Annotated in this window: 18 protein-coding genes and 3 tRNA genes; 19 read left to right on the top strand and 2 right to left on the bottom strand. The window is 68.4% G+C overall.

The features are described from left to right. The first annotated feature begins 219 nt into the window (after positions 1-219). From AB0F04_RS30335 to AB0F04_RS30295, 9 genes are all read left to right on the top strand, one after another. Positions 220-292 (top strand) — tRNA-Thr (locus tag AB0F04_RS30335). A gap of 45 nt (positions 293-337) precedes the next feature. Further along, a tRNA-Met gene (locus AB0F04_RS30330) sits at positions 338-410 on the top strand. A gap of 89 nt (positions 411-499) precedes the next feature. Further along, positions 500-664 (top strand): 50S ribosomal protein L33, encoded by a 165-nt coding sequence (rpmG, locus tag AB0F04_RS30325; protein WP_003948671.1) that lies wholly within the window; start codon positions 500-502, stop codon positions 662-664. Positions 665-772: 108 nt separating this feature from the next. Next, a complete protein-coding gene (locus AB0F04_RS30320; protein ID WP_352101219.1) occupies positions 773-1225 on the top strand; it encodes a MaoC family dehydratase N-terminal domain-containing protein in 453 nt (150 codons plus the stop codon). 8 nt (positions 1226-1233) lie between these two features. Beyond that, complete coding sequence (locus AB0F04_RS30315; RefSeq protein ID WP_362047199.1) at positions 1234-1662, top strand: MaoC family dehydratase; 429 nt, start codon at positions 1234-1236, stop codon at positions 1660-1662. Positions 1663-1774: 112 nt separating this feature from the next. Continuing rightward, positions 1775-2329, top strand: coding sequence for a helix-turn-helix domain-containing protein (locus AB0F04_RS30310; RefSeq protein WP_362047114.1), 555 nt, complete (start codon positions 1775-1777; stop codon positions 2327-2329). A gap of 92 nt (positions 2330-2421) precedes the next feature. Next, positions 2422-3858: an MFS transporter gene (locus AB0F04_RS30305; RefSeq protein ID WP_362047111.1), complete on the top strand. Its 1437-nt coding sequence runs from the start codon at positions 2422-2424 to the stop codon at positions 3856-3858. Positions 3859-3888: 30 nt separating this feature from the next. Beyond that, the gene (locus tag AB0F04_RS30300; RefSeq protein WP_362047108.1) at positions 3889-4269 is read left to right on the top strand and encodes a DUF3291 domain-containing protein; all 381 of its coding nucleotides are present in this window, start codon (positions 3889-3891) and stop codon (positions 4267-4269) included. 96 nt (positions 4270-4365) lie between these two features. Beyond that, on the top strand, positions 4366-5421 hold the full coding sequence (locus AB0F04_RS30295; protein WP_362047105.1) for a UDP-N-acetylmuramate dehydrogenase: 1056 nt from the start codon (positions 4366-4368) through the stop codon (positions 5419-5421). A 262-nt stretch (positions 5422-5683) separates the two neighbouring features. Here AB0F04_RS30295 and AB0F04_RS30290 read toward each other — a convergent pair whose 3' ends face one another. Both AB0F04_RS30290 and AB0F04_RS30285 read right to left on the bottom strand, forming a co-directional pair. Beyond that, complete coding sequence (locus tag AB0F04_RS30290) at positions 5684-6715, bottom strand: adenosine deaminase (protein ID WP_362047102.1); 1032 nt, start codon at positions 6713-6715, stop codon at positions 5684-5686. A 153-nt stretch (positions 6716-6868) separates the two neighbouring features. Beyond that, on the bottom strand, positions 6869-8095 hold the full coding sequence (locus AB0F04_RS30285) for a pyridoxal phosphate-dependent aminotransferase (RefSeq protein WP_362047099.1): 1227 nt from the start codon (positions 8093-8095) through the stop codon (positions 6869-6871). 305 nt (positions 8096-8400) lie between these two features. Between AB0F04_RS30285 and AB0F04_RS30280 the strand changes: the two genes are divergently transcribed. The 10 genes from AB0F04_RS30280 (at position 8401) to rpoB (ending at position 18484) form a co-directional block, all read left to right on the top strand. Then, a tRNA-Trp gene (locus AB0F04_RS30280) sits at positions 8401-8473 on the top strand. 108 nt (positions 8474-8581) lie between these two features. Further along, on the top strand, positions 8582-8866 hold the full coding sequence (gene secE, locus AB0F04_RS30275) for a preprotein translocase subunit SecE (RefSeq protein ID WP_104785540.1): 285 nt from the start codon (positions 8582-8584) through the stop codon (positions 8864-8866). Between the two features lie 80 nt (positions 8867-8946). Continuing rightward, positions 8947-9771 (top strand): transcription termination/antitermination protein NusG, encoded by an 825-nt coding sequence (gene nusG, locus AB0F04_RS30270; protein ID WP_362047095.1) that lies wholly within the window; start codon positions 8947-8949, stop codon positions 9769-9771. A 170-nt stretch (positions 9772-9941) separates the two neighbouring features. Next, a complete protein-coding gene (gene rplK / locus AB0F04_RS30265; RefSeq protein WP_006130605.1) occupies positions 9942-10376 on the top strand; it encodes a 50S ribosomal protein L11 in 435 nt (144 codons plus the stop codon). 77 nt (positions 10377-10453) lie between these two features. Next, a complete protein-coding gene (gene rplA / locus AB0F04_RS30260) occupies positions 10454-11179 on the top strand; it encodes a 50S ribosomal protein L1 (protein WP_362047092.1) in 726 nt (241 codons plus the stop codon). A gap of 127 nt (positions 11180-11306) precedes the next feature. Beyond that, complete coding sequence (locus AB0F04_RS30255; RefSeq protein WP_362047090.1) at positions 11307-12161, top strand: hypothetical protein; 855 nt, start codon at positions 11307-11309, stop codon at positions 12159-12161. A gap of 92 nt (positions 12162-12253) precedes the next feature. Beyond that, positions 12254-13081: a DUF1396 domain-containing protein gene (locus tag AB0F04_RS30250; protein WP_362047087.1), complete on the top strand. Its 828-nt coding sequence runs from the start codon at positions 12254-12256 to the stop codon at positions 13079-13081. A gap of 309 nt (positions 13082-13390) precedes the next feature. Next, a complete protein-coding gene (gene rplJ / locus AB0F04_RS30245; protein WP_053674508.1) occupies positions 13391-13921 on the top strand; it encodes a 50S ribosomal protein L10 in 531 nt (176 codons plus the stop codon). 115 nt (positions 13922-14036) lie between these two features. Continuing rightward, complete coding sequence (gene rplL, locus AB0F04_RS30240) at positions 14037-14426, top strand: 50S ribosomal protein L7/L12 (protein WP_053674509.1); 390 nt, start codon at positions 14037-14039, stop codon at positions 14424-14426. Positions 14427-14998: 572 nt separating this feature from the next. Continuing rightward, complete coding sequence (rpoB, locus tag AB0F04_RS30235; protein ID WP_362047083.1) at positions 14999-18484, top strand: DNA-directed RNA polymerase subunit beta; 3486 nt, start codon at positions 14999-15001, stop codon at positions 18482-18484. Positions 18485-18491 lie beyond the last annotated feature (7 nt).

The following is an 18491-nucleotide window of genomic DNA, read 5'->3' as shown; positions in this document are numbered from 1 at the left end:
TGAGACGAGCCTAGGACGGCCTCACGCCGCTGTCGGGGAGGAGCGCAATAGTCGTACCGGCGTGGTCCGCCCGTGGTGCGCCCACCGTCCGACCGAGGTCCGCTCCTGGGGCGGGAGACGTTCACGGGGCTGCCGGGAGGACGGTTCGAGCGCCCGGGGCGGGGGCATCGCAACGGATTTGGGCGAACGGCGGCCGAGCGTGTAATGTCTTCATCGCTCGCCCCAATAGCTCAGTCGGCAGAGCGTCTCCATGGTAAGGAGAAGGTCAACGGTTCGATTCCGTTTTGGGGCTCTGGTGTGACTGGTTCCGTCGCGAGGCGGAGCCGGACCACATCAAAGCGGTGTAGCTCAGTCGGTAGAGCAAGCGGCTCATAATCGCTGTGTCACCGGTTCAAGTCCGGTCACCGCTACTCTCAGTAGCCGATTGCGGGGTCGGTCCTTCGATCGGCTACTCTTTTCTGCGTTAAATAGTCCATCCGTTCGTCTTAGGAGCACTCACGTGGCTGCCACCGACGTCCGCCCGAAGATCACGCTGGCCTGCGTGGAGTGCAAGGAGCGGAACTACATCACCAAGAAGAACCGGCGTAACAACCCGGACCGTCTTGAGATGAAGAAGCACTGCCCGCGTTGCAACGCGCACACCGCGCACCGCGAGACGCGATAAATCAGGCTCGTACGCGAGGCCGTTCCCGAGTGATCGGGGACGGCCTCGCGTCGTTGAGGTACCCGTAGCGGTCAGTAGAGCCGCAGAGCTACCAGGAGGTGCCGAGCCATGGCGCTCGACCAGTCCTTCGTGGGGCGGACGTACCCGCCCACCGCGCCCTACGAGGTGGGCCGGGAGAAGATCCGTGAGTTCGCCGAGGCGGTCGGGGACGACAACCCCGCGTACACGGACGCGGAGGCCGCCAAGGCGCTCGGCCACCCCGACGTGATCGCCCCGCCGACCTTCGTCTTCGCGATCACCTTCAAGGCCGCCGGTCAGGTCGTCCACGATCCGCAGCTCGGCCTGGACTACAGCCGCGTGGTGCACGGCGACCAGAAGTTCGCCTACCGCCGCCCGGTCCGTGCCGGTGACCGGCTCACGGTCACCTCGACCATCGAGGCGGTCAAGTCCCTCGCGGGCAACGACATCCTGGACGTCCGTGGCGAAGTCCACGACGAGGCCGGCGAGCACGTCGTGACGGCCTGGATCAAACTCGTGGCCCGCGCGGCCGAGGAGGCGTGAGCGATTCCATGACCGCGAAGATCTCCTACGCCGACGTCGAGGTCGGCACCGAACTGCCCGCCCAGACCTTCCCCGTGACCCGCGAGACCCTCGTCCGGTACGCAGGTGCCTCCGGCGACTTCAACCCGATCCACTGGAACGAGAAGTTCGCCAAGGAGGTCGGCCTGCCGGACGTCATCGCGCACGGCATGTTCACCATGGCCGAGGCGATCCGGGTGGTCACCGACTGGACCGGCGACCCGGGCGCGGTCGTCGAGTACGGCGTCCGCTTCACCAAGCCGGTCGTGGTCCCGAACGACGACCAGGGCGCCGTGATCGAGGTGGCCGGCAAGGTCGCCGCCAAGCTCGACGACAACACCGTCCGCGTGGACCTGACGGCGACCAGTGCCGGGCAGAAGGTCCTGGGCATGTCCCGGGCGGTCGTCCGGCTGGCCTGAGGCGGTTCGCGACATCACGTAAGGGGCGCTCGCCGTTGCGGGCGCCCCTTACGCATCGCGGGGAAGGCGCACTGCTTGACATAGTTAGTGATTGAGCACTAACTTCATTCGCATGGCCAGGATGAGTGCGGAAGAGCGACGCGAGAGCGTCATCCGGGCGGCGACGACCGAGTTCGCCCGCGGCGGCTACCACGGCACCTCGACCGAGGCGATCGCCCGCCGGGTCGGCGTCTCGCAGCCGTATCTCTTCCGGCTGTTCCCGGGCAAGAAGGCGATCTTCCTGGCGGCGGCCGAGCGGTGCGTCGAGGACACCATCCGGATGTTCGCGGAGGCGGCCGAAGGGCTGGAAGGCGAAGAAGCTCGCCATGCCATGGGCGGGGCGTACATCGAGACCATCTCCGAGCAGCCCGAGCGGCTGATGATGCAGATGCAGATGTATCTCGCCGTGGCGGCCGCCGAGGAGGAGGGGGACCGCGAGTTCGGTGAGGCCGTGCGTGCGGGCTGGATGCGGCTGTGGGACACCATCCATCTGCCGCTGGGCGCCGACTCTCACGAGACGACGACGTTCCTCGCGCAGGGCATGCTGATCAACTGTCTGGTGGCCATGGGCTTCCCGGCCGATCACCGGGTCTGGGCGGGGCTGGGTGCGCCGGAGTCGGACGGCTGACACAGCAAGGTGAGGAGTCGGACCCTTTTCATGACCTCGAAAGTTAGTAATCAATAACTAATCGATCACGGCACACACTCCATGGGGGAGCGATGTCACAGCAGACCGCACGTCGCGGGGGAGCCGCCTGGGCCCTCGTCATCACCAGCGTCGCCGGGTTCATGGCGGCTCTCGACAATCTCGTCGTCACCACCGCCCTGCCCTCCATCCACGAGGACCTCGGCGGCGGCCTGCACGACCTGGAATGGACGGTGAGCGCCTACACGCTCACCTTCGCCGTCCTGCTGATGTTCGGCGCGGCCCTCGGTGACCGCTTCGGCCGCCGCCGGCTGTTCATCGCCGGACTCGCCGTCTTCACCGGCGCCTCCGCCGCCGCGGCCATGGCGCCGGGCATCGACTCCCTCATCGCCGCCCGGGCGGTCCAGGGCGCGGGCGCCGCGGTGATGATGCCCCTGACGCTCACCCTGCTGACCGCCGCTGTTCCCGCCGCCAAACGCGGGATGGCGTACGGCATCTGGGGCGCCGTCAACGGGCTCGCCGTCGCCTCCGGACCGCTCGTCGGCGGCACCCTCACCGAGCACATCTCCTGGCAGTGGATCTTCTGGCTGAACGTCCCGCTCGGCCTGGCCCTGCTGCCGCTCGCCCGCCTCCGCCTCGCCGAGTCCCACGGCACCGGAGCCCCGCTCGACGTCCCCGGCACCCTCCTTGCCAGCAGCGGCCTCTTCGGCATCGTCTACGGCCTGGTCCGCGGCCCCGTCGACGGCTGGACCGGCGGCATGGTCCTCACCGGCCTCGTCGCGGGCACCGCGCTGCTGACCGGCTTCGTCCTCTACAGCGTCCGCGCCAAGAACCCCATGCTCCCGATGCGGCTGTTCCGCTCCCGGGCGTTCGCCGGCGTCAACGCGGCCAGCCTGCTGATGTTCCTCGGCATGTTCGGCTCGATCTTCCTGCTGAGCCAGTACATGCAGGGCGTGCTCGGCTACTCGCCCACGGAGGCGGGCCTGAGGATGCTGCCTTGGACCGGCATGCCGATGCTGGTCGCCCCGATCGCCGGCCTCCTGGCCGACCGCGTCGGCGGCCGCCCGGTCGTCGCCACGGGTCTGTTCCTGCAGGCCATGGGCCTCGGCTACATGTCGGTCGTGGCCACCACGGACGCCTCCTACGCCGCCCAGCTGCCCGCCCTGATCATCAGCGGCGTCGGCATGGCCCTGTTCTTCGCCCCCGCCTCGCATCTGGTGATGTCCAGCGTGCGGCCGTCGGAGCAGGGCATCGCCTCCGGCGCCAACAACGCCCTGCGCGAGGTGGGTGGGGCGCTCGGCATCGCCGTCATGGCCTCGATCTTCGCGGCCCAGGGCGGCTACGAGACCGGCCAGACCTTCGTCGACGGCATGCGGCCCGCCCTGGTGACGGGGGCCGCGGTGGTCGCCCTCGCGGGCATCGCCGCCCTGCTGATACCGACCCGGCGGCACACCGAGCGGCAGGCGGCCCCGGCCGAACCGGCCCCGGCACTGGAGACGGCCACCCACTGACCCCTCAGGACCCCGACAAGGAGAAGCGGCATGCCCACTCTTCCCTGGACCGTCCCGAACACCCCGCCCCGCGACACCGAGGTGCACGTCTTCGCCTCCCGCTTCGAGACCCGCACGCTGTGGGGAGCGCTGAAGTTCCTCGCCGGGACGCCCGCCGTCTGGCGGCAGGTCCGCCGCAGCCCCGGCGCCTACGGAGCGACCCTGAGGGCGAAGCCCCTGAAGCGGACCTTCTGGACCCTGTCGGCCTGGGAGTCCAAGGACGCGCTGCACGCCTTCGTCCGTGCCGGTGCCCACGGCCCGGCCTCCCGGGGCCTGGCCCCGCAGATGAAGGACGCGGCCTTCACCTCCTGGCAGGTGAGCAGCGACGACCTCCCCCTCTCCTGGTCCGAGGCGCTCCGCCGCCTGTCCTGACAACCACCACACGCGCGTGCGGCCCCTTCCCTCCCGGAACGGGGCCGCACGCACGCGTGCCCGGCGCCGTCAGTGCCGTCTCGTACGCTTGGGCCCGTGCAGGAACTCCACGACGCCCCCCTCGCCCCGCTGACGACCTTCCGGCTGGGCGGCCCCGCGACCCGGCTGCTCACCGCCACGACGGACGACGAGGTGATCGCCGCCGTCCGCGAAGCCGACGAGGCGGGCACCCCGCTGCTGCTCATCGGCGGCGGCTCCAACCTGGTCATCGGCGACAAAGGCTTCGACGGCACCGCCCTCGTCATCGCCACCCGGGGCTTCACCCTCGACGGCACGACGCTGGAGCTGGCCGCCGGCGAGGTATGGACCGACGCCGTCGCCCGTACGGTCGAAGCGGGCCTGGCGGGCATCGAATGCCTGGCCGGCATCCCCGGCTCGGCCGGCGCGACGCCCATCCAGAACGTCGGGGCGTACGGCCAGGAGGTCTCCGCCACGATCACCGAGGTCGTCGCCTACGACCGCCGCACCGGCGACACGGTCACGCTCGCCAACGAGGACTGCGCCTTCTCCTACCGCCACAGCCGCTTCAAGTCCGACCCCGAGCGGTACGTGGTCCTGCGCGTCCGCTTCTCCCTGGAGGACGCCGAGGGCCTGTCCGCCCCCCTCCGGTACGCCGAGACGGCCCGTGCCCTCGGTGTGGAACCGGGCGATCGCGTCCCCCTCGCGCAGGCCCGCGAGACGGTGCTCGAGCTGCGCGCCGGCAAGGGCATGGTCCTGGACCCCGAGGACCACGACACCTGGTCGGCGGGCTCCTTCTTCACCAACCCGATCCTCACGGACACGGACTTCGAGACGTTCCGCGTCCGCGTCCGCGACCGGCTCGGCGACGGGGTGGAGCCCCCGGCGTACCCGGCCGGCGAAGGCCGCACCAAGACCTCCGCGGCCTGGCTGATCGACAAGGCGGGCTTCACGAAGGGGTACGGCGAGGGTCCGGCCCGTATCTCCACCAAGCACACCCTGGCGCTGACGAACCGCGGCAGCGCGACGACCGAGGACCTCCTCGCCCTCGCCCGCGAGGTCGTCGCCGGAGTCAACGAGGCCTTCGGCATCACCCTGGTCAACGAGCCGGTGACGGTCGGGGTCAGCCTGTAGCCACGCGGCGTCGCTGCTGGGGCCGGGGGTGCAACCCGGCGGAGCGGGGTGCCGCTGCGCCCACCCGTGCCGCCCTCAGCCGCACGCATGCCCGCAGCGGGGCCGCCGTACGACGCAAGGGGCCGTGTCGGGGGGTGTCCGCCCGCAGCGGTTGTCGCGTCAACGCCAGTCAGTCGGTATGGGGGCCCATCGCGACGTTCCGAGGACGGACACCCCCCGGCGCGGCCCCGACCCCCACCCGGCGCCAGGCGAAGACGCGCACCTACGACGCCAGCCAGTCGTCCACCCCCGCCAGCAGCTTCGACTTCACATCCTCCGGCGCCGCCGACCCTCGCACCGACTGCCGCGCCACCTCCGCCAGCTCCGCATCCGTGAACCCGTGATGCCGCCGCGCGATCTCGTACTGCGCCGCGAGCCGCGACCCGAACAGCAACGGATCGTCCGCACCCAGCGCAAGCGGCACCCCCGCCTCGAACAACGTCCGCAGCGGCACGTCCTCCGGCTTCTCGTACACCCCCAGCGCCACGTTCGACGCCGGGCACACCTCGCACGTCACCTGCCGGTCCGCGAGCCGCTTCATCAGCCGCGGATCCTCCGCCGCCCGCACCCCGTGCCCCACCCGGTTCGCCCCCAGGTCGTCCAGACAGTCCCGCACCGACGACGGCCCGGCCAGCTCACCCCCGTGCGGCGCCGACAGCAACCCGGCCTCACGCGCGATCCCGAACGCCCGGTCGAAGTCCCGCGCCATCCCCCGCCGCTCGTCGTTCGACAGCCCGAACCCGACGACCCCCCGGTCCGCGTACCGAGCCGCCAGCCGCGCCAGCGTCCGCGCGTCCAGCGGGTGCTTCATCCGGTTCGCCGCGACCAGGACCCGCATCCCGAGCCCGGTCTCCCGCGACGTCGTCTCCACCGCGTCCAGGATGATCTCCAGTGCCGGGATCAGCCCGCCCAGCCGCGGCGCGTACGACGTCGGGTCGACCTGGATCTCCAGCCACCCGGACCCGTCCCGCAGATCCTCCTCCGCGGCCTCGCGCACCAGCCGCTGGATGTCCTCCGGCTCCCGCAGGCACGAGCGCGCGGCGTCGTACAGCCGCTGGAAGCGGAACCAGCCCCGTTCGTCCGTCGCCCGCAGTCTCGGCGGCTCCCCGCCGACCAGCGCCTCGGTCAGCGCGTCGGGCAGCCGCACCCCGTACTTGTCGGCCAGTTCCAGCACGGTCGAGGGCCGCATCGACCCGGTGAAGTGCAGGTGCAGATGGGCTTTCGGCAGCTCAGAGACATCACGTTCACGCTCCATCCCAGGATCCTGCCGCATGCCTCAGCAGTCACAACAGCGTTTTCCCCGAACGTGGTCTTGCTCGCACGCGCACACGGCAAAGCACACAGCAAAGCGGGCCGCTCCCCGCAAGGGGAAGCGGCCCGCTCAGCCGACTCACATGAGGAGGCTGGATCAGTCCCTGGCCTCCGCCAGCAGCTTCTGGATCCGGCTCACGCCCTCGACCAGGTCCTCGTCGCCCAGCGCGTAGGACAGCCGCAGGTACCCGGGCGTGCCGAACGCCTCACCCGGCACCACCGCGACCTCGGACTCCTCGAGGATCAGCGCGGCCAGCTCGACCGTGTCCTTGGGCCGCTTGCCCCGGATCTCCTTGCCGATCAGCGCCTTCACCGACGGGTAGGCGTAGAACGCCCCCTCCGGCTCCGGGCACAGCACGCCGTCGATCTCGTTCAGCATCCGCACGATGGTCTTGCGGCGCCGGTCGAAGGCCTCTCGCATCTTCGCCACGGCGTCCAGCTCACCGGAGACGGCGGCCAGCGCGGCCGCCTGGGCGACGTTGGACACGTTGGACGTGGCGTGCGACTGCAGGTTCGTCGCGGCCTTGACGACGTCCTTCGGGCCGATGATCCACCCGACGCGCCAGCCGGTCATCGCGTACGTCTTCGCGACGCCGTTCACCACGACGCACTTGTCGCGCAGCTCGGGCAGCACCGCCGGCAGCGACACGGCGGAGGCGTCGCCGTAGACCAGGTGCTCGTAGATCTCGTCCGTCATCACCCACAGGCCGTGCTCGACGGCCCAGCGGCCGATCGCCTCGGTCTCCTGCTCGCTGTAGACCGCGCCGGTCGGGTTGGACGGCGAGACGAACAGGACGACCTTCGTCTTCTCCGTACGGGCGGCCTCCAGCTGCTCGACGGTCACCCGGTAGCCGGTCGTCTCGTCGGCGACGACCTCCACCGGGACACCCCCGGCCAGCCGGATCGACTCCGGGTACGTCGTCCAGTACGGCGCGGGCACGATGACCTCGTCGCCCGGGTCGAGGATCGCGGCGAAGGCCTCGTAGATGGCCTGCTTGCCACCGTTGGTGACCAGGATCTCCGAGACGTCCGGCTCGTAGCCCGAGTCACGCAGGGTCTTCGCGGCGATCGCGGCCTTCAGCTCGGGGAGGCCGCCGGCCGGCGTGTAGCGGTGGAACTTCGGGTTCGAGCAGGCCTCGATCGCGGCCTGCACGATGTAGTCCGGGGTCGGGAAGTCCGGCTCACCGGCGCCGAAGCCGATCACCGGACGCCCGGCGGCCTTGAGGGCCTTGGCCTTGGCGTCCACGGCGAGGGTGGCGGACTCGGAGATCGCGCCGACTCGGGCGGAGACCCGGCGCTCGGTGGGAGGGGTTGCAGCGCTCATGGGCCCATCGTTTCAGACCGGAAACGCGCGCGGCACGGGGGTTTCACAGACTGAACAACGTCGGGCAAACCCCTGAACAACCGTGCGGATCGCCCGCTCGGCCTGGGCGATCTTCAGCGGATTCACGTCAGCCCCGCCCCCGTTCCGCAGGCGATCTTCCGTCAACGAGCCCTCCCGCGGGCCCTTTCTGTTCGACGACCGGCCTCGGAGCACGTACACTCTCACCTCGTTGGCCTCCCGCAGGCCGCGCCCGTTCGGTGCACACCAAGCATCCGGACGGATGCGGTACGTTGGGGGACACACAAAGGGTCGTAGCTCAATTGGTAGAGCACTGGTCTCCAAAACCAGCGGTTGGGGGTTCAAGTCCCTCCGGCCCTGCTACACACTCCATCGCCAGGATGTGTGCGCATGTACGTACAGCAATGCACCGCCGTGCGGCTCAGACCGGGCGCGGCACGGCCACGACCCGGAATCAGGTGAGGACGAGTGACGGACGCCGTGGGCTCCATCGACATGCCTGATGCCCAGGACGAGGCGCCGGAGTCAAAGAAGGCCCGCAAGGGCGGCAAGCGCGGAAAGAAGGGCCCGCTGAAGCGGCTCGCCCTCTTCTACCGCCAGATCGTCGCGGAGCTGCGCAAGGTCGTCTGGCCGACCCGCAACCAGCTGACGACCTACACGACCGTGGTGATCATCTTCGTCGTCATCATGATCGGCCTGGTCACCGTGATTGACTATGGGCTCAGCAACGCCGCGAAGTACGTGTTCGGCTGAGCAGTCCGCGAAGAGCGCCGAGGTACCCGGCGCTCCTTTCGCATGTTCCACCCCTATGTATCCAGGAAGAAGCAGCCACCGTGTCTGACCCGAACGTGAACGACGCCATCGAGCCGGTCGAGTCCGTCGAGGACGAGCTCGACATCGTCGAGGGCGCGGACAACGAGGACACCGAGGCCTCCGCCGAGGTCGAGGCTGCCGACGCCGTCGCGGACGACGCCGCAGAGGCGGAGACCGAGGACGGCGAAGAGGCCGCGGAAGAACTTGAGGAAGAGCCCGAGGACGACCGCGACCCGATCGAGAAGCTCCGCGAGGAACTGCGGGTCCTGCCCGGCGAGTGGTACGTCATCCACACCTACGCCGGCTACGAGAACCGCGTGAAGACCAACCTCGAGCAGCGCGCCGTCTCGCTGAACGTCGAGGACTACATCTTCCAGGCCGAGGTGCCGCAGGAAGAGGTCGTCCAGATCAAGAACGGCGACCGCAAGACGATCAAGCAGAACAAGCTCCCGGGCTACGTCCTGGTCCGCATGGACCTGACGAACGAGTCCTGGGGCGTCGTCCGCAACACCCCCGGCGTCACCGGCTTCGTGGGCAACGCCTACGACCCGTACCCGCTGACCCTGGACGAGATCGTCAAGATGCTCGCCCCCGAGGCGGAGGAGAAGGCCGCCCGCGAGGCCGCCGAGGCCGAGGGCAAGCCGGCTCCGCAGCGCAAGGTCGAGGTCCAGGTCCTGGACTTCGAGGTCGGCGACTCGGTCACCGTCACCGACGGCCCGTTCGCCACGCTGCAGGCGACCATCAACGAGATCAACCCCGACTCGAAGAAGGTCAAGGGCCTCGTCGAGATCTTCGGCCGCGAGACGCCGGTCGAGCTCTCCTTCGACCAGATCCAGAAGAACTAGTTTCTTCCGGACACCACCGCTTCCGCGCAGGTCAGGCGATCGCTCGAGCGTCCGCCTGACCTGCTCGGTTTTCAGCCGCGCATCTATACCCGCTATCGTTGTGCGGTATGCCTGCGTCCGGGTGGTCCCCGGCGGCGGGCAGGACCCGAATCGAAAGGACCCGGAGAGCTATGCCTCCCAAGAAGAAGAAGGTCACGGGGCTCATCAAGCTCCAGATCCAGGCCGGTGCCGCCAACCCGGCCCCGCCGGTCGGCCCCGCGCTGGGTCAGCACGGCGTGAACATCATGGAGTTCTGCAAGGCCTACAACGCCGCGACCGAGTCGCAGCGTGGCTGGGTGATCCCGGTGGAGATCACGGTCTACGAGGACCGTTCCTTCACCTTCATCACCAAGACGCCGCCGGCCGCGAAGATGATCCTGAAGGCCGCGGGCGTCGAGAAGGGCTCTGGCGAGCCGCACAAGACCAAGGTCGCGAAGATCACGCGTGACCAGGTCCGTGAGATCGCCACGACCAAGATGCCCGACCTCAACGCCAACGACCTGGACGCCGCCGAGAAGATCATCGCCGGCACCGCCCGTTCCATGGGCGTCACGGTCGAGGGCTGAGCCCCAACCTCCATCAGCAGAAGTGGCAGGGCCTGCTCGGCCCGGACCACGACTCCTAAGAATCCACAGGAGCAGTAGTGAGCAAGCGCAGCAAGTCCCTTCGCGCTGCGGACGCCAAGGTCGACCGGGAGAAGCTCTACGCCCCGCTCGAGGCCGTCCGTCTCGCCAAGGAGACCTCCACGACCAAGTTCGACGGCACCGTCGAGGTCGCCTTCCGTCTGGGTGTCGACCCGCGCAAGGCCGACCAGATGGTCCGTGGCACCGTGAACCTTCCGCACGGCACCGGCAAGACCGCCCGGGTCCTGGTCTTCGCGACCGGTGACCGTGCTGCGGCCGCGGAGGCCGCGGGCGCCGACATCGTCGGCTCCGACGAACTGATCGACGAGGTGGCGAAGGGCCGTCTGGACTTCGACGCCGTCGTCGCCACCCCGGACCTCATGGGCAAGGTCGGCCGTCTCGGCCGCGTGCTCGGTCCGCGTGGTCTGATGCCGAACCCGAAGACCGGCACCGTCACCCCCGACGTGGCCAAGGCCGTCACCGAGATCAAGGGCGGCAAGATCGAGTTCCGCGTCGACAAGCACTCGAACCTGCACTTCATCATCGGCAAGTCGTCCTTCGACGACACCAAGCTGGTGGAGAACTACGGCGCCGCGCTGGAGGAGATCCTCCGTCTGAAGCCGTCCGCCGCCAAGGGTCGCTACATCAAGAAGGCCGCCATCACCACCACGATGGGCCCCGGCATTCCGGTCGACCCGAACCGCACCCGCAACCTCCTCGTCGAGGAGGACCCGGCCGCGGTCTGAGCCTGAGGCTCACCCAACCGGTCACGGGCCCCGCACCTCTTACAGGTGCGGGGCCCGTTCCCTTTTCCGGTACGTACGCCGGTGGCCTGGGTTAACGTGCGGGAACCGGATGCGAACGGGGGGACGTATGCAGGGCACGACCGTGCGCCGCGTGGGCCTGGTGCTCGTGGCGACCGCGCTGACGGGGGTGGCCGCCTGCACGTCCCAGGAGTCCTCCGGCACCCCCGGCCGGGACGACCGCGCCGTACGCGGCCGGGCCCTCGCCGCCCTGCGCGCCGCCGAGCGCGCCACCGAACACGCCGAGTCCGCCCGGGTGGAGTCCACGACGACCATGGGCTCGCTGATGTCCATGACCGCCGACGGCACCCTCGGCTGGAGCGACGGCATCACCGGCACCCTCACCATCGAGTACACCGGCGGCACCATCGCCGACACCATGCGGCGGCTCGGCACCACCTCGATGGAGGCCCGCTACCTGCCGGAGGCCTACTACGCCCGCATGGGCGAGAAGTTCGCCGAGCAGACCGGCGGCAGGCGCTGGATCCGGTACGCGTACGAGGACCTCGAAGCCCTCGCGGGCGGCTCCGGTGCCCACCTCGGCGACCAGATGCGCAGCACCACGCCGAACCAGTCCGTGAAGCTCCTGCTGTCCTCCGGCGACGTCAGGAAGGTCGGTGAGGAGACCGTTCGCGGCCGGTCCGCGACGCACTGGTCCGGCACGGTGACAGCGGCCGACGTCGCCGATGCCGGCCTGCGCAAGCAGCTCACCGGGGCCGGGGTCACCACCGAAACCGTCGACATCTGGGTCGACGAGCGGAACCTGCTGGTCAAGAAGGTCGAGAAGGCGCGGATGGCCACCGGTCTGATGACCCAGACCGCCCACTACGCCGACTACGGCGTCACGGTCCGGGCCGAGCGACCCCCGCGGTCCGACACCGGAGACTTCGAGGACCTGATGCGCAAACAGCCGGGCACGCCCTGAGGCCTGCGCCTATAGCGATAGATCACGTGTGCCCCCTGGGATAGGCTCACGGCCTTGCTGTGTAGCAAGCATGTATTCCTTGGGGGGAATCGATGAGAACATCCATACCTGCCGCCGGGGCCTGTGCCCTGCTTCTCGCCGTCGGCGCCGTCGGCTGCGGATCCGAGCAGTCGCCGGAGATGACGCCCGCCGCGGCGGTCGCCAAGGCGGCGAAGAACACGGAGGACATCACGTCCTTCCGTTACCGGCTGAAGGGCACGGTCCCGGAGTCGGGCCGCGTCGAGGGCGAAGCCTCCATGCGTCTGAAGCCCACGATCGCCATGAGCATGAAGATGACGGCCCCCGATCAGGCGGCCGGCGAGAGCGTCGAGATCCGTCTCGTCGACAAGGCCATGTACCTCGGTGGGGGAGCCGAGATGGCCAAGGAGATGGACGGCAAGCGCTGGCTGAAGTTCGACTTGTCCGGCTCCGACGCCGCCAAGGACCTGGAGCAGATGGGGTCCCCGAGCCAGGCCGAGCAGAACCCGGCGGCGCAGTCCACCTTCCTCACGGGTGCCAAGGACGTGAAGAAGGTCGGCAGCGAGAAGGTCGACGGCGTCGAGACCACCCACTACACGGGCACGGCCACCCTCGCCGATCTGCGTGCTTCGCTCAAGGACAGCAAGGGCGAGACCCGCGAGCAGCGCGAGAAGAGCCTCAAGCAGTTCGAGAAGCTCGGCGTCGACAAGCTCACGATGGACATGTGGGTCGACGGCGAGGACCACACCAAGCAGTTCCGCATGAAGGGCCAGGCCGACAAGGGCCCGATGGACATGACCATCACCTTCCTCGACTACAACAAGCCCGTCACCGTCACGGCCCCGCCGACCAAGGACGTCGCGGACCTGAGCGAGATGTTCAAGGAGCTGGGGCAGGGCTGAACCGCCCCGCTCCGATCCGCCGTACGGGCGGATTTGCCTCACGGTGAACCGTTCCCGTACTCTCCTACTGAAGCCAAAGACCGCTGGTCGTTACCGCGCGCTCATCAGAGGGCGCGGTGGCCGAAGGATCCGCTGAAACGGCGGACGGCCCGCGCAGGTGACACTGGAGAAGCTCCCGGAACCCGCCGCCTCGTGCGTGTGTGAGACCGGTCGAGCTACGCCCCGTGCGCTTGCGCCGGGGCGTTTCGTTTTCCCCAGTCCTCCTTCGGGTCCGCGCGGTCCGAATCACCCGGAAGGAGGCCGAGGCTCATGGCGAGGCCTGACAAGGTCGATGCCGTCGAGGAGATGCGGGACAAGTTCCGCAACTCCAACGCTGCTGTCGTTACCGCGTACACCGGTCTCACCGTCGCGCAGCTCCAGAAGCTGCGTCGTTCACTCGGTGAGAACGCTCAGTACCGTGTGGCGAAGAACACGCTGACCAAGATTGCGGCCAACGAGGCCGGGATCACGACGCTGGACGACCTCTTTGCGGGTTCGTCGGCCGTCGCCTTCGTGACCGGTGACCCGGTCGAGGCGGCGAAGGGTCTCCGTGACTTCGCCAAGGACAACCCCAACCTCGTCATCAAGGGCGGCGTCCTTGACGGCAAGGCGTTGTCCGCCGATGAGATCAAGAAGCTTGCGGACCTCGAGTCCCGCGAGGTTCTGCTCTCCAAGCTGGCCGGTGCCATGAAGGGCAAGCAGTCCCAGGCTGCCTCTGTCTTCCAGGCGCTGCCGTCGAAGCTCGTCCGCACCGTGGACGCGCTCCGTGCCAAGCAGGACGAGCAGGGCGGTGCCGAGTAACTCGGCTCGCATCCCGGCCGCCGCTGCCTGAACGCGGCGACCGTCGCGGGCCAGTAGTACGCCCGCCTCACATGTACATCCGGCACCTGCCGAATTAGTGGAAGGACCGCCAATCATGGCGAAGCTCAGCCAGGAAGACCTGCTCGCGCAGTTCGAGGAGATGACCCTCATCGAGCTCTCCGAGTTCGTGAAGGCGTTCGAGGAGAAGTTCGACGTCACCGCCGCCGCTGCCGCGCCGGTCGTCGTCGCCGGTGGTGCCGCTGGTGGCGCCGCTGCCGAGGCCGCTGAGGAGCAGGACGAGTTCGACGTCATCCTCACCGGTGCCGGCGACAAGAAGATCCAGGTCATCAAGGTCGTGCGTGAGCTGACCTCCCTGGGTCTGAAGGAGGCCAAGGACCTCGTGGACGGCGCCCCGAAGCCCGTTCTCGAGAAGGTCGCCAAGGACGCCGCCGAGAAGGCCAAGGAGTCCCTCGAGGGCGCCGGCGCCTCCGTCGAGGTCAAGTAAGACCTTCCGGATCCGCCAGGATCCACGACACGTCCCCCTGGACGTGTAACGCGTAAGCGCGGAAGAGCGATCATCCATCCGGGTGGTCGCTCTTCGGCGTTCTCGGGGGCGGGCCACGGTTGCCTTGAAGCCCCGGTGACGGGGGGTATGGTGATCTTCCTCGTGTCCCCGGGCGGCGCCGGATCGGGCAAGGGGGCCTTGACGAACCGCACGCAGCGCGCAATTCTCAGGACGCGTCGTCACGGGATCCGAATCCGAGGCATGGATCGACGACGAAGAGGGCAGTATCAACGTGCGTTGAGGGCAGCGCCTTGTCGCAGGAGTGGAACAACGAGGGTGAACACGGGTTCCAGAACCCGCACTGGACATCAGTGTGCCAAGTGGCTACACTGACCCTTTGCGCTGCCTGTTAGCTGTCCCCTGCCCGTCACCAGGGGTCTGCCCTCGCCCGAGCATCGATGACAAGACATGCCTGACCTGGCCTTTAGGCCCCCATGGCACAGCTTGTCTCCGTGTACGGGAGAGGGGCCGGTACGCGCGTAGTGAGTCCGAGCCCTCGGAAGGACCCCCTCTTGGCCGCCTCGCGCAACGCCTCGACCGCGAATACGAACAACGCCGCCAGCACTGCCCCGCTGCGCATCTCTTTTGCAAAGATCAAGGAGCCTCTTGAGGTTCCGAACCTGCTCGCGCTGCAGACCGAGAGCTTTGACTGGCTCCTCGGCAACACCGCCTGGCAGAGTCGGGTCGAGGAGGCTCTCGAGAACGGTCAGGACGTCCCCACCAAGTCCGGGCTCGAGGAGATCTTCGAGGAGATCTCCCCGATCGAGGACTTCAGCGGGTCGATGTCGCTGACCTTCCGCGACCACCGCTTCGAGCCGCCGAAGAACTCCATCGACGAGTGCAAGGACCGCGACTTCACGTACGCGGCCCCGCTCTTCGTCACTGCCGAGTTCACGAACAACGAGACCGGCGAGATCAAGTCCCAGACGGTCTTTATGGGCGACTTCCCGCTCATGACGAACAAGGGCACCTTCGTCATCAACGGCACCGAGCGTGTCGTGGTGTCGCAGCTCGTCCGTTCGCCCGGTGTCTACTTCGACTCCTCCATCGACAAGACGTCCGACAAGGACATCTTCTCCGCCAAGATCATCCCCTCCCGGGGTGCCTGGCTGGAGATGGAGATCGACAAGCGCGACATGGTCGGTGTCCGCATCGACCGCAAGCGCAAGCAGTCCGTCACCGTCCTGCTCAAGGCGCTCGGCTGGACCACCGAGCAGATCCTCGAGGAGTTCGGCGAGTACGAGTCCATGCGCGCCACCCTGGAGAAGGACCACACCCAGGGCCAGGACGACGCGCTGCTCGACATCTACCGCAAGCTGCGTCCGGGCGAGCCCCCCACGCGTGAGGCCGCGCAGACGCTGCTCGAGAACCTCTACTTCAACCCCAAGCGCTACGACCTGGCCAAGGTCGGCCGCTACAAGGTCAACAAGAAGCTGGGTGCGGACGCTCCGCTGGACGCGGGCATCCTGACCGTCGAGGACATCATCTCGACGATCAAGTACCTGGTGAAGCTGCACGCGGGCGAGACCGAGACGGTCGGCGACAGCGGTACGAACATCGTCGTCGAGACCGACGACATCGACCACTTCGGCAACCGCCGCCTGCGCAGCGTCGGCGAGCTCATCCAGAACCAGGTCCGTACGGGTCTGGCGCGTATGGAGCGTGTCGTCCGCGAGCGGATGACGACCCAGGACGTCGAGGCGATCACGCCGCAGACCCTGATCAACATCCGGCCGGTCGTCGCCTCCATCAAGGAGTTCTTCGGCACCAGCCAGCTGTCGCAGTTCATGGACCAGAACAACCCGCTGTCGGGTCTCACCCACAAGCGCCGTCTGTCGGCTCTTGGCCCGGGTGGTCTCTCCCGTGAGCGGGCCGGCTTCGAGGTCCGTGACGTGCACCCCTCGCACTACGGCCGCATGTGCCCGATCGAGACGCCCGAAGGCCCGAACATCGGTCTGATCGGCTCGCTCGCCTCCTACGGCCGGGTCAACGCGTTCGGTTTCGTCGAGACCCCGTACCGCAAGGTGTTCGAGGGCCAGGTCACCGACGAGGTCGACTACCTGACCGCCGACGAGGAAGACCGCTTCGTCATCGCGCAGGCCAACGCGCCGCTCACCGACGACCTCCGCTTCGCCGAGGCGCGCGTGCTGGTCCGCCGCAAGGGCGGCGAGGTCGACTACGTCGGTGGCGAGGACGTGGACTACATGGACGTCTCGCCGCGCCAGATGGTGTCGGTCGCGACCGCCATGATCCCCTTCCTCGAGCACGACGACGCCAACCGTGCCCTCATGGGCGCGAACATGATGCGTCAGGCCGTGCCGCTGATTAAGTCCGAGGCCCCGCTCGTCGGCACCGGCATGGAGTACCGCTCCGCGGTCGACGCCGGCGACGTGGTCAAGGCCGAGAAGCCCGGTGTGGTCCAGGAGGTCTCCGCGGACTACATCACCACCGCCAACGACGACGGCACGTACATCACGTACCGCCTGGCCAAGTTCGCCCGCTCCAACCAGGGCACCTCGGTCAACCAGAAGGTCATCGTCAACGAGGGCGACCGGATCATCGAGGGCCAGGTCCTCGCCGACGGTCCGGCCACCCAGAACGGCGAGATGGCGCTGGGCAAGAACCTGCTCGTGGCGTTCATGCCGTGGGAGGGTCACAACTACGAGGACGCGATCATCCTGTCGCAGCGCCTCGTGCAGGACGACGTCCTCTCCTCGATCCACATCGAGGAGCACGAGGTCGACGCCCGTGACACCAAGCTCGGCCCCGAGGAGATCACCCGGGACATCCCGAACGTCTCCGAGGAGGTCCTCGCCGACCTCGACGAGCGCGGCATCATCCGCATCGGTGCCGAGGTCGTCGCCGGTGACATCCTCGTCGGCAAGGTCACGCCCAAGGGTGAGACCGAGCTGACGCCCGAGGAGCGCCTGCTGCGCGCCATCTTCGGTGAGAAGGCCCGTGAGGTCCGTGACACCTCGCTGAAGGTGCCGCACGGCGAGATCGGCAAGGTCATCGGCGTCCGCGTCTTCGACCGCGAGGAGGGCGACGAGCTTCCCCCCGGTGTGAACCAGCTGGTGCGCGTGTACGTGGCGCAGAAGCGCAAGATCACCGACGGTGACAAGCTCGCCGGCCGTCACGGCAACAAGGGCGTCATCTCGAAGATCCTGCCGATCGAGGACATGCCGTTCCTGGAGGACGGCACCCCGGTCGACATCATCCTCAACCCGCTCGGTGTGCCGTCCCGAATGAACCCGGGACAGGTCCTGGAGATCCACCTCGGCTGGCTCGCCAGCCGCGGCTGGGACGTCTCCGGCCTCGCGGACGACTGGGCGCAGCGCCTGCAGGCCATCGAGGCCGACCAGGTCGCCCCGGGCACCAACGTCGCCACCCCCGTCTTCGACGGTGCGCGTGAGGACGAGCTGGCCGGTCTGCTGAACCACACCATCCCGAACCGCGACGGCGAGCGCATGGTGCTCCCGACCGGTAAGGCGCCGCTGTTCGACGGCCGCTCCGGCGAGCCGTTCCCGGAGCCGATCTCGGTCGGCTACATGTACATCCTCAAGCTGCACCACCTGGTCGACGACAAGCTGCACGCCCGGTCGACCGGTCCGTACTCGATGATCACCCAGCAGCCGCTGGGTGGTAAGGCCCAGTTCGGTGGCCAGCGCTTCGGTGAGATGGAGGTGTGGGCGCTGGAGGCTTACGGCGCCGCGTACGCCCTCCAGGAGCTGCTGACCATCAAGTCCGACGACGTGACCGGCCGCGTGAAGGTCTACGAGGCCATCGTCAAGGGCGAGAACATCCCCGAGCCCGGCATCCCCGAGTCCTTCAAGGTGCTCATCAAGGAGATGCAGTCCCTGTGCCTCAACGTGGAGGTGCTGTCCTCGGACGGCATGTCCATCGAGATGCGCGACACCGACGAGGACGTCTTCCGCGCTGCGGAGGAGCTTGGCATCGACCTGTCCCGGCGTGAGCCGAGCAGCGTCGAAGAGGTCTGACGGGAGT

The organism is Streptomyces sp. NPDC029041 (assembly GCF_040637515.1).
Taxonomy (GTDB): Bacteria; Actinomycetota; Actinomycetes; order Streptomycetales; family Streptomycetaceae; genus Streptomyces.
Note: the sequence above shows the minus strand (reverse complement) of the source record. Positions and strands in the feature narration are given on the sequence as shown.

What these genes read in the sequence shown, in the direction of transcription:
- AB0F04_RS30320 (WP_352101219.1), top strand. Translation starts at nt 773, where the DNA reads ATGGCGCTCGACCAGTCCTTCGTGGGGCGGACGTACCCGCCCACCGCG.
- AB0F04_RS30315 (WP_362047199.1), top strand. Translation starts at nt 1,234, where the DNA reads ATGACCGCGAAGATCTCCTACGCCGACGTCGAGGTCGGCACCGAACTG.
- AB0F04_RS30310 (WP_362047114.1), top strand. Translation starts at nt 1,775, where the DNA reads ATGGCCAGGATGAGTGCGGAAGAGCGACGCGAGAGCGTCATCCGGGCG.
- AB0F04_RS30305 (WP_362047111.1), top strand. Translation starts at nt 2,422, where the DNA reads ATGTCACAGCAGACCGCACGTCGCGGGGGAGCCGCCTGGGCCCTCGTC.
- AB0F04_RS30300 (WP_362047108.1), top strand. Translation starts at nt 3,889, where the DNA reads ATGCCCACTCTTCCCTGGACCGTCCCGAACACCCCGCCCCGCGACACC.
- AB0F04_RS30290 (WP_362047102.1), bottom strand. Translation starts at nt 6,715, where the DNA reads ATGGAGCGTGAACGTGATGTCTCTGAGCTGCCGAAAGCCCATCTGCAC.
- AB0F04_RS30285 (WP_362047099.1), bottom strand. Translation starts at nt 8,095, where the DNA reads ATGAGCGCTGCAACCCCTCCCACCGAGCGCCGGGTCTCCGCCCGAGTC.
- rplK (WP_006130605.1), top strand. Translation starts at nt 9,942, where the DNA reads ATGCCTCCCAAGAAGAAGAAGGTCACGGGGCTCATCAAGCTCCAGATC.
- AB0F04_RS30255 (WP_362047090.1), top strand. Translation starts at nt 11,307, where the DNA reads ATGCAGGGCACGACCGTGCGCCGCGTGGGCCTGGTGCTCGTGGCGACC.
- AB0F04_RS30250 (WP_362047087.1), top strand. Translation starts at nt 12,254, where the DNA reads ATGAGAACATCCATACCTGCCGCCGGGGCCTGTGCCCTGCTTCTCGCC.
- rplJ (WP_053674508.1), top strand. Translation starts at nt 13,391, where the DNA reads ATGGCGAGGCCTGACAAGGTCGATGCCGTCGAGGAGATGCGGGACAAG.
- rplL (WP_053674509.1), top strand. Translation starts at nt 14,037, where the DNA reads ATGGCGAAGCTCAGCCAGGAAGACCTGCTCGCGCAGTTCGAGGAGATG.